The sequence below is a fragment of the Capnocytophaga sp. oral taxon 902 genome (assembly GCF_013394735.1).
In the GTDB taxonomy this organism is placed as follows: domain Bacteria; phylum Bacteroidota; class Bacteroidia; order Flavobacteriales; family Flavobacteriaceae; genus Capnocytophaga; species Capnocytophaga ochracea.
Window position 1 is genome coordinate 215,645 of record NZ_CP058261.1, and the last position, 13,544, is coordinate 229,188.

Here is a 13,544-nt window from a genome sequence, read left to right on the forward strand (position 1 = left end):
GAGGAAATGGGGGCGGGAAAATAAAATAATGTAGATGAAATCCTTATTTAATGGTTAATGATTAATGATTAATTTGGGAGAAGCTTATAGAGAGCTTATAGAAAAGACGAACAAAAAACGGTACGAGCGACACGGGCAGTCGTAGCACGACAGGCAGATAATGAAATGACGAACAATGAACGAACAAATGACGAACAAATGACGAACAAATGACGAACAAATGACGAACAATGAACGAACAAAAGACGAACAAAAGACGAACAAAAGACGAACAAAGAACGAACAAATGACGAACAAAAGACGGTGCGAGCCGCACGGGCAAAGGAACGAATGACGAACAATGAATGAAGAAAAGATAAAGCTAAGGTGGAAATAAGAAGAAGGTTATTAGTAGAATTCATACTGCAACGGCGAAGGGTATATGAAGATGGGGTTGTTTTATGTGTGAAAAACAGTAGTTTTCAGATATTTAAATAATAATTTCAAATTAATTAAACGACTGGAATACAGTATATAATAAATTAGTATACACAAAAATAATCTGAAAAAAGAGAAAAAAGTTTTGCCGTTTCAAAAAATAGTTATACCTTTGCGCCCTGAATATAAATAACACATTAATAAATAGAGAAAAAAATGGCAAGAGTTTGTGACTTAACAGGCAAAAAAGCATTGGTGGGCAATAACGTGTCACACGCAATGAACAAAACTAAACGTAAATTCAATGTAAACCTCCGTACAAAACGTTTCTTCATTCCAGAAGAGAATCGTTGGATTACCCTAAAAGTATCGGCAACTGCAATTAAAACTATCGACAAGAAAGGTATCTATGCAGTACTTAAAGAAGTGGAACGTAACGGATATATTAACTAATTTAAAAGAATACTAAAATGGCTAAAAAAGGTAATAGAATTCAGGTTATTTTGGAGTGCACTGAGCACAAAGAGTCTGGTTTACCAGGAACTTCACGTTACATCACTACCAAAAACAAAAAAAATACTCCAGATAGATTAGAGCTTAAGAAGTTCAACCCTATCCTAAAGAAAGTAACTGTTCATAAAGAAATTAAATAATTAAAACATTATGGCAAAGAAAACAGTAGCAACCCTACAAGGTAAATCTAAGAAGCATACTAAAGCTATCAAAATGGTGAAATCACCTAAAACAGGTGCTTATACTTTCGTAGAAAGCGTAATGGCTCCTGAGCTCGTTGATGAATTTTTGAAGAAGAAATAATTAAATTTTCTCTATTTTTATCATATTTAAAAAAGCTGTCGTGAGACGGCTTTTTTGCATATATAAACTTTTTTACTACCTTTGCACTCATATCCTAAAATATACAATAAGCTATGGCATTGCAATTTCTGAAAAATATCTTTTCAAAAGAAAAGAAAGAAACCTTAGATAAAGGCTTAGAGAAATCTAAAAACAGCTTTTTTGACCGCTTAGGAAAAGCTCTCGTTGGGAAATCGAAAGTAGATGAAGAGGTGCTCGATGACCTTGAAGAAGTGCTTATTGCCAGTGACGTAGGGGTGAATACTACTCTTAAAATCATTGACCGTATAGAGGCTCGTGTGGCTAAAGACAAGTACTTAAATACTTCTGAACTGAATACTATCCTTCGTGAAGAAATAGCAGGACTTCTATCAGAAACTCATACAGGAGAAGCAACAGACTTTACTTTACCTACTGACAAAAAACCTTATGTGATGATGGTAGTAGGGGTGAACGGAGCTGGAAAGACCACTACTATCGGCAAGCTAGCAAGTCAGTTTACTAAAAAAGGCTTGAAAGTAGTATTAGGTGCTGCTGATACTTTCCGCGCCGCTGCGATTGACCAGCTACAAGTATGGGCAGACCGTACCGGAGTGCCAATGATTAAACAGCAGTTAGGTAGCGACCCTGCTTCGGTAGCCTATGATACCCTTAGTTCGGCGGTAAAACAAAATGCTGATGTAGTAATTATTGATACAGCAGGACGCTTGCACAACAAAATCAATCTAATGAACGAGCTTTCTAAAATCAAGCGCGTGATGCAAAAAGTGATTCCTGATGCTCCTCACGAAGTGCTGTTAGTACTCGATGGTTCTACTGGACAAAATGCCTTTGAGCAAGCTAAAGAATTTACCAAAGCTACTGAAGTAACCGCTTTGGCTGTTACTAAATTGGACGGTACTGCCAAGGGGGGGTGGTAATAGGCATCTCTGACCAATTTCAGATTCCTGTAAAATACATAGGAGTAGGAGAAGGTATAGACGACTTACAAATTTTTAACAAATATGAGTTCGTAGATTCTTTCTTTAAAGAATAACAACTTCAAAACTAAAATGAGTAATTGATTAACATTATACTAAAAGCGAACCTTTATTGTATCGGTCATCGCATAAGCTTGGCAGGTGAGAATATAGCCTTGCGATACTTCTTCTTCGCTGAGGGTTTCATTCTTCGCCATTTTGGCTTCTCCCTCCTCTACCCTACCGATACAGCTACTACACACGCCGTTCAGGCAAGAGTAAGGTGCATCGTAGCCACGTAAGAGTGCCGAACTGAGAAGTGTTTGGTTGCGCGCACTCTCAAAGCTGTGCGTCTGTCCGTTAAGTTCAATAGTAATGGTGACATTGCCTTGTAGGGTGCTGTAATCTATCTCAGCTGGCGATGCCTCAAAAAGCTCTGTAAAAATGCGGTCTTTATCTATCCCTCTTAACAAGAGTATCTCACGGAGGTTTTTCACCAATTCCGTAGGGCCACAAGCGTAGTAACGCCCCCAGTTAAAATCTTTGTATTTGGCAAAAATCTCGTTTACTATCCTATCGTTGATACGCCCCGTATAGTGGTCGCCCCAAGGCTGCTGACTGAAAGCGTAGTGGACTAAAAAGCGTTCGGGATACTGAATGCGGAGGGCTTCTATTTCATCAAAAAACAAAGCTTCCTCTTTAGACTTATTACCATAGACGAATACTACCTTGATATTCGTTTTAGACAAGGCTGTTTTAGCAATGCTCATCATAGGGGTTACGCCACTTCCTGCCGAGAAGAGCATAATATCCCGGTTGCCAAAAATGTCGTAGAAGAATACGAAAGAACCCATAGGAGGCATCACTTCTAATACATCACCTGCTTTGAGTTGGGTCGTCGCATAGGTAGAGAACACACCATTAGGCACGCGCTTTACGGCTACGCTCAGTTCACCTTCGTTCACTCCAGAACAAATAGAATAAGCACGACGCACCTTTTCTCCACTAATCGTTTGTTGGAGAGTAAGGTATTCGCCAGCTTCAAAGTGAAATACTTTCTTCAATAACTCAGGTACTTCAAAGGTAATCATTACCGATGAAGTAGTAAGTTGTGTGATTTTAGATATGGTTAGTTCGTAAAATCGATTCATTTGTACATTTCATTCAAGCCAAAATAGCCAGAGGTAGAAGTACCAAGCTTCTCAAAGTAAAAAGTTTCTTTCGACGCTGATCGCGAAGCTCTTCCGGCAACATTCCCTGTAATTTCTTGTAAAGTGCGAGCCAAAAGAGGTTCAGTTTCGTCGCCTAATACCCCTAAATCATTTACAATCTCACTAATCTGGATATTAGGTTCTAAGCCATTTACGTAATCGCCTATGCCTTTGGCGTTTTCTATCTTCATTACCAAGGGTTGCATCGCCCATTTGTGCTTAGGGTTTTTAACTTTTCGTTGCTTATCGGTAAAGTCGTAAACAGTCACCGAGCCTTGGTTCTTACCCATTGTGGTTTCACCTATCTGCACTACATCTATGTAGGCTTTAAGACCATTGATAACCAATTCACTGGCTGAAGCTGTCCCGTCCGAAGTAATTACATACACTTTGTTAAGTCGCAGACTATTGATAGCCACCTGCCGACTGCCTTTTACCATATTAGACGTAAAATACTCTCTTTCATTCCCTCTAAAAGGTTGCAACTTGCTATTCCATTTTTCTACCGCAAACACCTGTCCGTTAAACTGACCTGTAATCATCGATGCTAAGTAAGTAGCCGAATTAACGCTTCCCCCACCATTGTAACGCAAATCGAGTATTAAGTCAGTAGCTCCCTGTGCTTTAAAATCTGCAAAGGCATCGTTCAGTGTCTCATCAAAATCAGATACAAAAGCATTGTACATCAGGTAAGCTATTTTTTTACCTCCCTTGTTGAATACTTTATGAATAAGTACAGGGTTTTCAGGGGTTTGGTTTTGATTTAAAGTATAGGTTTTCCCTGTAGAAGTTGCTTTGCCATTCACAATTCTAAAGGTTGAAAACGAAATAACAGCCGTATTTTGCAACAGTTGAAGATAATTAGAACGGTTAAGTGATTGCCCGTTGATACTCAATATCACATCTCCACGTTGCAAACCTTGTTGTTCTGCCTCCGATTTAGGCACTACATAACGCACTACAGCATAAACTCTAGTTTTTGTTTCGTCTACAAAACCAAAAGCGTAGTTTATACCCACACTGGCGGTAATACCCTTGAATTGGTTTTCGAGATCGGTGTAATTATCGGTGATATAGCTAAAGCGATCTATTTCTTCATATCTATTAAGTAACCCTTTATAGAAAAGGACTTTAGGATTGCTAAAACTCTTTAAGAATTGAGTATAACTCTTATTTTTATCAGCTTTGGTATCAGCTAAACTACCAAAACGGTTGTTTTGCAAATTAGGCACATCGGCCTGCCACAAATAATACGTGTTAAGTCCCTTCCAAATAAAATCGCGTACGCGCAAATCGGTATCGTTACCGGTATAGTCAGAGCCCATAAAAGACACCTCATTGCCATTAGTAACAGGTTCTTTAGCACAAGATAACAAGCTGATAGCTATGAATATAGAGATAAACAAGTGTTTCATATTGAAAATATTTTTCCACAAAAGTAATACTTTTTTTATATTTGCACAAATTTTGTACCAGATAAGAAGTAAAACTAAATACCGATACGTGAAGTGTGAAAAACAAAATTTTCTGTTTTACAGCATAAAAAGTAGCTCTTTTTTTCAACTAAAATAGAAGATTCCTTCGGTTTTCATACGCTTATTGTTCGTTCATCGTTCGTCATTCGTTCATTTGCCCGTGCGGCTCGCACCGTCATTTGTTCGTCATTTGTTCGTTCATCGTTCATCATTCGTTCATTTGCCCGTGCGGCTCGCACCGTCATTTGTTCGTCATTTGTTCGTCATTTGTTCGTCATTTGTTCGTCTTTTGTTCGTCATTTGTTCGTCATTTGTTCGTCATTTGTTCGTCATTTGTTCGTCATTTGTTCGTCATTTGTTCGTCATTTGTTCGTCATTTGTTCGTCATTTGTTCGTCATTTGTTCGTCATTTGTTCGTCATTTGTTCGTCATTTGTTCGTCTTTTGTTCGTTCATTGTTTGTCTTTTCATTATCTGCCTGTCGTGCTACGACTGTCCGTGCGGCTCGCACCTGCCTGTGTGGCTCACACTGCCCGTCGTGCTACGACCTCGCACTTTTTACCTTTTATCTTTTACCTTTTACCTAAATAGATAGAATGTCAGATATTATAAAATTACTCCCCGATCACGTAGCTAACCAGATAGCTGCTGGCGAAGTGATTCAGCGTCCCGCCTCAGCAGTCAAAGAGCTGATGGAGAATGCTATCGATGCCGGTGCTACCGAAATAAAACTGCTCATCAAAGACGCAGGCAAGACCCTCGTGCAGGTGATTGACAACGGTGTGGGAATGAGTACTACCGATGCGCGTATGGCTTTCGAGCGTCACGCCACCTCCAAAATACAAAAAGCAGAAGACCTTTTCCATTTGAAAACTAAAGGTTTCCGGGGGAAGCCCTTGCCTCCATAGTGGCAATTGCGCACGTAGAGATGCAAACCAAGCGCCCAGAGGACGAGTTGGGTACCGAAATACACATCGAAGGCAGTAAGATTACGCGCCAAGAGCCCTGCGTATGCCCTACCGGTACGAGCATTGCGATGAAGAACCTCTTTTTCAACATTCCAGCGCGTCGCAACTTTCTAAAATCGGATACGGTGGAATTCCGTCATATACTCGATGAGTTTCACCGTGTTGCCTTGGCACACCCTGCAATTCATTTCTTTTTGTACAACAATGGCAACGAGCTGTTCAACCTACCAGCTACCAATTTCCGCCAACGCATTGTACATCTTTTTGGAAGCAAAACCAATGAAAAGTTAGTGCCTATCATCGCCGAAGACACACCTTTGGTGCAAATCAGCGGATTTATCGTAAAACCTGAGTATTTAGCAAAGACTAAAAACTTGCAGTTTTTGATGGTCAATCATAGGTTTGTAAAAAATCAATACCTCAACCACGCAATTGCTTCGGCTTACGAAGGTCTTATCCACACCGACCAGAAGGCGGAGTATTTCATCAGTTTAGAAGTAGACCCCACAACTATCGACATCAATATTCACCCTACGAAAACCGAAATTAAGTTTGAAGAAGAGCATAGTATTTATGCCCTACTGAAGTCGGCAGTAAAACACAGTTTGGGTCAGTTTAATATTGCTCCTACCCTCGATTTTAGCAAAGACCCTACTTTCGATATTCCTTATAACTACAAGGATAAAACCCCAGAGTTCCCTAAGATAAAAGTAGACCCCAATTTCAACCCATTTAAAGAAGAATATGTAAGCCGAAGCAGTGGAAGCGATAGCCATAGTAATTTCGGCTCTTACAGCAAAAAAGCACCTACGTGGGAGAGTTTGTACACGGGCATTGAATCTTCCATCAATACCTCAACCCCTGAAACTATCGTGAGTTCGCTCTTTGAAACTGAACCTACACGAAGCCAAGGTAAGAAAATCATTGCTTTGGCAAAGAAATACCTCATAACTACTTTGGAAGGAGGGCTTATCATCATCAATATCAACAGGGCGCACCAACGCATCTTGTACGAAGATTTTATGAAGCATCTGCAATCCACCCATAGTGCAAGTCAGCAACTGATGTTCCCCTACGAACTGCCTTTTGCACCACACGAGTTGGAAGTGATTGCACAACTGCGCGAGCTCTTTGAGTGCAGTGGCTTTATGTTTACCTTAGAAACCGACAAGATTGTAGTAAGTGGGATTCCTCTTCACCTCACCGATAGTGAGATTCCTAATATTTTCAATGAACTCTTGCAACAGCATATCGAGGCATTACCCTCTACCGAAAACACTCAGAAAGAAGCCTTTGCCAAAGCTTTATGCAAGAGCTTAGCTGTAAAAACCGGACAAGTACTCAGTGAGGAAGAACAAGAAACTTTGATAAATAATTTGTTTAGTTGTCAAGAAGTATTAATTTCGCCTTTTGGAAAGCGAATTTATTACAACCTTTCAGTAAATGAAATAGAAAACCTATTTTAAATGCGAGTCGGATAGGCAATACAAGCATTATGGACATTGCTAATTAACCAATCTCTAACAACTAATAACTAAAGACTAAAATGGACAGAATATCTAAAACAGTACTACATCTAATTATTATCAATACGATAGTATTAATACTTACCGCATTGAATGAAAAAGGACTATTTTTACCTCAAATAAATATAGTTGGTTCTTTTGCCTTACATTATTTTGAGAATCCTAACTTTCACTGGTGGCAATATATCAGCTATATGTTTATGCACGCTGATTTTACACACCTGCTCTTTAATATGTACGCCTTATGGGCATTCGGGACACCTTTAGAAAATATATGGGGGCGCAATAAGTTTCTATTCTTCTATTTCTCTTGTGGCGTAGGAGCAGCCTTACTTCATACGGGAGTAAATTACTACTATGTACACCACACCCTCGATGCTCTTGGCAGTATGGGAGTTACTATGGAAGATTTAATAAACACTGTCAATACTAATTCTTATCCCCGCGTGTGGACTGAAGTAGCTTCAGTCAATGCTATTAATAATATGGGATCTACTTTCGCAAGTACAACCGTAGGCGCTTCAGGTGCTATTTATGGTATATTAGTAGCTTTTGGAATGTTCTTCCCCGATGCCAAACTGATGTTGTTCTTTATCCCCTACCCTATAGCGGCTCGTTATTTTATCCCTTTACTTGTAGCCTTAGACTTAATAATGGGATTTGTGGGAGGAATTACTATTTTCGGTGGTAATATCGCTCACTTTGCACACGTAGGAGGGGCTCTCATAGGCTTCCTAATTATGTTGTACTGGAAAAAGCACAACTTTGATAAGAATAGATGGGACAGAAGATTGTAAAGAGCCTTTAAGTAGAATCCTATTTTTTAATAACAAATGATATGCAAAATATTCAAATTCCAGAAAACTGGACTGTCTATATCGGCAGATTAGAAGATAACCCCGCTGTATTCCGCCTCAATTTAGGATTAGAGGAAATTGCTCCTATCACCCAATACCCTCAAAGCGTACGCCTTACTTTTGAGCTAAAAGAACCTGATGAAAACGGTTTTTCAAATAACCGAGAACGTGACTTCCTCTATACGATAGAAGATGAAGAAGTAATGCCTTTACTTAATGAAAGTGATATCTTAGCGGGTATTGTCACTTATCAAGGCACTATCACGTGGTATTTTTATACCGAAAATACTTTTGATTTAGAAAAACGCTTGCAATCAGTAGTAACCAAACACCCTGATTATAGCACTCAAATCAAAACTACTGACGATACTGATTGGAAGATTTACTTTGAATTTCTTTTCCCTAATATCTACGAAATGCAAAGCATTCACAATAGTAATTTGCAAGAACATTGTGAAGAGGCAGGCGACCATACCGACCAAGAGCGCCCTATTGAACACTGGTTGTATTTCCAAACTGAAAAGGATATGAATAGTGCTATTACAAAAGCTGAAACCTTAGGATTTTTAGTATATAACAGAGGTAAAATAGAACCCGAAGAGGGTGAAGACCCAAATGAAGATTTAGGTTACCGCCTTATCCTCAGTAAAGTAAATAGTGTAGACAACATCGACCCCGATACGTGGGATTTGATAGACCTCGCTCTCGATACTCACGGCGAATACGACGGCTGGGAAACAGTTTTAGTTAAGTAAAAATAATTAACCATTTATCATTAAACATTAATCATTATTTTGAACTTAGAAAGTAAAAAAACAATTGTAGAGAAAAGTGCTAAAGACCTCTTTGCACTCTTAGAAAATGTAGCTAATTTTGAACGACTGATGCCCGATAATATTAGTAAGTTCCAAATGCTCAGTGAGCAATCCTTTGTGTTTGCTCTAAAAGGAATGCCTGAAATTTCTTTAGAAAAGAAAAGTAGTACCCCCAGCAGTCAGTTGGTATTAGGTGAAGCAAAAGGTAAGATTCCTTTTCAGCTTACTGCCAATATTACGGAAATATCGAACAATGAGAGTGAGGTACAACTACTTTTCGAGGGCAACTTCAACCCCGTAATGGCAATGATGGTAAAGACACCTATCAGCAAGTTTATGGAGACCTTAGTAACCAAAATGAAAGAATTATAATGGCTGGAAATAGTATAGGTACACTCTTTAGGCTCACCACCTTTGGCGAATCGCACGGCGAAGCCTTAGGAGGAATTATAGACGGCTGTCCACCTAATATAACCTTAGACTTTGAAGCCATACAGCACGAACTCGACCGTCGAAAACCAGGGCAGTCGGCTATTGTTACGCAACGCAAAGAGGGCGACAAGGTACGCTTCCTTTCGGGTATTTTAAACGGTAAAACCACGGGTACTCCTATTGGTTTTATCATTGAGAACGAGAACCAGCACTCAGCTGACTATGCCCATATTGCTGAAGTGTATCGTCCCAGCCACGCCGATTATGTATATCAACAGAAATATGGTATACGTGACTATCGTGGAGGCGGTCGCTCATCAGCGCGTGAAACAGCTTGTCGAGTAGTAGCAGGAGCTATTGCAAAACAGATACTGAAAGGTGTACAAATTACCGCTTATGTATCGAGTGTAGGTGAGCTTACCCTTACCAAACCCTATACTGAACTCAATTTGGCAATAACCGAAACTAATGCCGTACGCTGTCCCGACCCTACCTTAGCGGAACAAATGGAAGCCTACATCAAAGCCATTCGTAAGGAGGGTGACACCGTAGGCGGGGTAGTAAGTTGTGTAGTAAAAGGTGTACCCATAGGTTTAGGTGAACCTGTATTCGATAAGCTCCACGCACAGCTTGGCAAAGCGATGCTCTCTATCAATGCGGTTAAAGGCTTTGAATACGGCAGTGGTTTTGCAGGTACTGCAATGCGCGGTAGCCAGCACAACGACCTTTTTAACCCTGATGGCACTACCCAAACCAACTATTCAGGCGGGATACAAGGCGGTATCAGCAATGGTATGGATATTTATTTTAGAGTAGCTTTTAAGCCCGTAGCTACCCTTATGCAAGAGCAACCCGCACTCGATACACACGGCAACATCGTAACAATGCGAGGTAAAGGAAGACACGACCCTTGTGTAGTACCTCGTGCAGTACCTATCGTCGAGGCTATGACCGCAATCGTATTATTAGATTTTTACTTGTTAAATAATAGTTATCAGTTCTGACAATTAATCATTAAAAAATGAACTCAAAAGAAATAGCAAATGGTATATTGCGTGCCGTAGGGATTATTGTATTGGTAGCCTTAGGGCTCTACACCCTTTACTTGCTACAATCTATTATCATTTACCTCATTGTATCGCTGGTACTGACATTGATGGGCAAACCTCTTATACAGTTTTTTTACAAAAAACTGAAGATAAAAAACCGAACCTTATGTGTGGTTCTTACAATGTTATTGTTCGTGGTATTGAGCCTTGGGGTATTCAGTTTATTTATCCCTTTGCTTATTTCGCAAGGCAAGAACCTCTCAAGCCTTAATATAGACTTGCTAAAGGACAACCTCGACGCCCTCCTCCACCAAACTCTTAGCAAGGTCGGACTTCAGAGAGAAGATTACTCTTTTGGAGTACAAGAGATGTTGAATTTTATCGATATTCCTAACTTCCTAAACTCTTTTATCTCGTTTATCAGTAGTTTTGGAGTAGGATTCTTCTCAGTGCTTTTTATTACCTTCTTCTTTATGAAAGACGGTGACAGAATACTTATCGCATTGCTTTCAATTTTCTCTCCTAAACGCAAACGCAAACTTAAAACTTCTATTTTCAAAATAAACAACCTATTGTCGCGTTATTTTGTGGGATTAATACTACAGCTTACTATTCTTTTTATAATTTACACCATAGTATTGCTTATTTTCGGGGTAGAAAATGCTTTTATCATAGCCCTTTTATGTGCTTTACTGAACCTTATTCCTTATATAGGTCCGATGATAGGTTTTATACTAATGGCTTTACTTACAATGAGTAGCAACCTACAAAACGATTTTATGACGGTAAGTCTGCCTACTACTATCTATGTGTTGATAGGGTTCATAATAGGTCAGTTTATTGATAATTTCTTCTCTCAACCGCTTATTTTCTCTAATTCAGTAAAATCTACAGCCTTAGAGATTTTCCTCATTACCCTTATCAGTGGTACGCTTTTCGGGATAACAGGAATGGTAGTGGCTATTCCCGCCTATACGGTACTGAAAGTAGTATTAAAAGAGTTTTTCCCGAACAACAAGATTGTAGAACTTCTCACTAAAAACATATAGCTATGAACCCTCTTGCTCTCTTCGTTTTGAATTAAACAAATGGTGAAAAACTCCGATTTTTAGGAAGAGAATGAACGAACAAATGACGGTGCGAGCCACACGGGCAGTCGTAGCACGACAGGCAGATAATGAAAAGACAAATAATGAATGAACGAACAATGAACGAACAATGAACGAACAATGAACGAACAATGAACGAAGCTAAACTAAAGCTAAGACAAAGCTATAATCTTAGAAAACTGAATACTAATTGCTTTTTTAAGGTAATAAAACTTTGGAAAAAACGCAATGATTTTAGAGTTTTTATGATTTTTAGACTTCAATAAAGTAAATGAGATTTACTTCGGACAATCAGGATTTAAATAGCTATTATTCAAACATATAAAATTACATATAAATAAAAAAATGATTAAAATAGTTTTTATTCAAAATATTATTCGTAACTTTGTAGCCTAATATCAAACTTGATAAATTTTAAAAGAAATGAGTAAATACGACGTTATTGTATTAGGAAGTGGTCCTGGTGGGTATGTTACTGCCATTCGCGCTTCTCAATTAGGGTTTAAAACCGCTGTTATTGAAAAAGAAAACCTCGGAGGTATTTGTTTGAACTGGGGTTGTATTCCTACGAAAGCTTTGTTAAAATCAGCGCAAGTGTTTGAATACCTAAAGCACGCTGAGAACTATGGTATCACCGTAAAAAAAGAGTCTTTTGACAAAGATTTTTATGCGGTTATCAAACGTAGCCGCGAGGTAGCTGCTACAATGAGCAAAGGGGTGCAGTTCTTGATGAAAAAGAACAAAATAGATGTGATAATGGGCTATGGTACCCTAAAAGCTGGCAAGAAAGTAGACGTAAAAGATAAAGATGGCAAAGTAACTGAATACAGTGCTGACCACATTATTATTGCTACTGGAGCACGTTCACGCGAGTTGCCTGCTTTACCTCAAGACGGCAAGAAAATTATCGGTTACCGCCAAGCACTTACGCTCCCTGAGCAACCTAAGAAAATGATTGTGGTAGGTAGTGGGGCTATCGGTATTGAGTTTGCTTACTTCTATAACGCTATGGGTACTGAAGTAACCATCGTAGAGTTTATGCCTAATATTGTTCCTGTGGAAGATGAGGATATCTCTAAACAATTAGAAAAGAGCCTTACAAAATCAGGTATCAATATTATGACTTCGGCTGAGGTAACCAAAGTAGATACTTCTGGCAAAGGTGTAAAAGCATTTGTGAAAACAGCCAAAGGCGAAGAAGTTTTAGAAGCTGATATCTTGCTTTCAGCAGTAGGTATCAAAACAAATATTGAAAATATCGGTTTGGAAGCGGTAGGTATCAAAACTGAGCGCGATAAAATTCTCGTGAATGAATTCTACCAAACTAATGTTCCTGGCTATTACGCTATTGGCGACGTAGTTCCTGGTCAAGCCTTAGCACACGTAGCTTCAGCAGAAGGTATTATTTGCGTTGAAAAGATTAAAGGAATGCACGTAGAACCACTTAACTATGGTAATATCCCTGGTTGTACTTACTGCACTCCTGAAATTGCTTCAGTAGGTCTGACCGAAAAACAAGCTAAAGAAAAAGGCTATGAAATAAAAGTAGGTAAGTTCCCATTCACTGCCTCAGGAAAAGCAAATGCAGCGGGTACTACTGAAGGCTTCATAAAAGTAATCTTTGATGCTAAATATGGCGAATGGTTAGGTTGCCATATGATTGGCGCCGGCGTTACTGATATGATTGCTGAAGCGGTAGTAGCTCGTAAATTGGAAACTACAGGACACGAAATCATCAAAGCGGTACACCCACACCCTACAATGAGCGAAGGTGTAAAAGAAGCAGTAGCAGCTGCTTATGGTGAAGCTATCGACATTTAATATTTTTGTTCCAATAAATTCATAAACGCAAGAAACTCCAAGTAAAAAAGA

12 protein-coding genes and 2 pseudogenes are annotated in these 13,544 nt (G+C 39.2%); 11 read left to right on the forward strand and 3 right to left on the reverse strand.

Annotation, left to right across the window (positions count from 1 at the left end; genetic code table 11):
• The first annotated feature begins 633 nt into the window (after positions 1-633).
• From rpmB to ftsY, 4 genes and pseudogenes are all read left to right on the forward strand, one after another.
• Complete coding sequence (gene rpmB / locus HW278_RS00885) at positions 634-870, forward strand: 50S ribosomal protein L28 (RefSeq protein WP_002672544.1); 237 nt, start codon at positions 634-636, stop codon at positions 868-870.
• Between the two features lie 17 nt (positions 871-887).
• Positions 888-1,070, forward strand: a complete 183-nt coding sequence (rpmG, locus tag HW278_RS00890; RefSeq protein ID WP_002672545.1) for a 50S ribosomal protein L33 — start codon at positions 888-890, stop codon at positions 1,068-1,070.
• Between the two features lie 10 nt (positions 1,071-1,080).
• Positions 1,081-1,233: a DUF4295 domain-containing protein gene (locus HW278_RS00895; RefSeq protein ID WP_002672546.1), complete on the forward strand. Its 153-nt coding sequence runs from the start codon at positions 1,081-1,083 to the stop codon at positions 1,231-1,233.
• 113 nt (positions 1,234-1,346) lie between these two features.
• A pseudogene (gene ftsY, locus HW278_RS00900) lies at positions 1,347-2,308 on the forward strand (signal recognition particle-docking protein FtsY).
• Positions 2,309-2,347: 39 nt separating this feature from the next.
• Here ftsY and HW278_RS00905 read toward each other — a convergent pair.
• The 3 genes from HW278_RS00905 to HW278_RS12300 form a co-directional block, all read right to left on the reverse strand.
• A complete protein-coding gene (locus tag HW278_RS00905; protein ID WP_178976648.1) occupies positions 2,348-3,382 on the reverse strand; it encodes a ferredoxin--NADP reductase in 1,035 nt (344 codons plus the stop codon).
• A complete protein-coding gene (locus HW278_RS00910) occupies positions 3,379-4,857 on the reverse strand; it encodes a S41 family peptidase (RefSeq protein WP_178976649.1) in 1,479 nt (492 codons plus the stop codon). Before HW278_RS00910 ends, HW278_RS00905 begins: the two co-directional genes overlap by 4 nt.
• 173 nt (positions 4,858-5,030) lie before the next feature.
• Positions 5,031-5,162, reverse strand: coding sequence for a hypothetical protein (locus HW278_RS12300; protein WP_255493669.1), 132 nt, complete (start codon positions 5,160-5,162; stop codon positions 5,031-5,033).
• A gap of 350 nt (positions 5,163-5,512) precedes the next feature.
• Between HW278_RS12300 and mutL the strand changes: the two are divergent.
• The 7 genes and pseudogenes from mutL to lpdA all read left to right on the forward strand — a co-directional run bounded on the left by mutL (position 5,513) and on the right by lpdA (position 13,493).
• Positions 5,513-7,350, forward strand: a pseudogene (mutL, locus tag HW278_RS00915) (DNA mismatch repair endonuclease MutL).
• A gap of 80 nt (positions 7,351-7,430) precedes the next feature.
• Positions 7,431-8,207, forward strand: a complete 777-nt coding sequence (locus tag HW278_RS00920; protein WP_111972488.1) for a rhomboid family intramembrane serine protease — start codon at positions 7,431-7,433, stop codon at positions 8,205-8,207.
• Positions 8,208-8,248: 41 nt separating this feature from the next.
• Positions 8,249-9,022: a DUF695 domain-containing protein gene (locus HW278_RS00925; protein ID WP_178976650.1), complete on the forward strand. Its 774-nt coding sequence runs from the start codon at positions 8,249-8,251 to the stop codon at positions 9,020-9,022.
• A 39-nt stretch (positions 9,023-9,061) separates the two neighbouring features.
• Complete coding sequence (locus HW278_RS00930) at positions 9,062-9,454, forward strand: SRPBCC family protein (RefSeq protein WP_111972490.1); 393 nt, start codon at positions 9,062-9,064, stop codon at positions 9,452-9,454.
• The gene (gene aroC, locus HW278_RS00935; RefSeq protein WP_178976651.1) at positions 9,454-10,518 is read left to right on the forward strand and encodes a chorismate synthase; all 1,065 of its coding nucleotides are present in this window, start codon (positions 9,454-9,456) and stop codon (positions 10,516-10,518) included. Before HW278_RS00930 ends, aroC begins: the two co-directional genes overlap by 1 nt.
• Before the next feature lie 17 nt (positions 10,519-10,535).
• Positions 10,536-11,612 (forward strand): AI-2E family transporter, encoded by a 1,077-nt coding sequence (locus HW278_RS00940; protein ID WP_178976652.1) that lies wholly within the window; start codon positions 10,536-10,538, stop codon positions 11,610-11,612.
• A 483-nt stretch (positions 11,613-12,095) separates the two neighbouring features.
• Positions 12,096-13,493 carry a dihydrolipoyl dehydrogenase gene (gene lpdA, locus HW278_RS00945; RefSeq protein WP_009417852.1) on the forward strand — a complete coding sequence of 466 codons (1,398 nt, stop codon included), beginning with the start codon at positions 12,096-12,098 and terminating at the stop codon, positions 13,491-13,493.
• Positions 13,494-13,544: the final 51 nt, after the last annotated feature.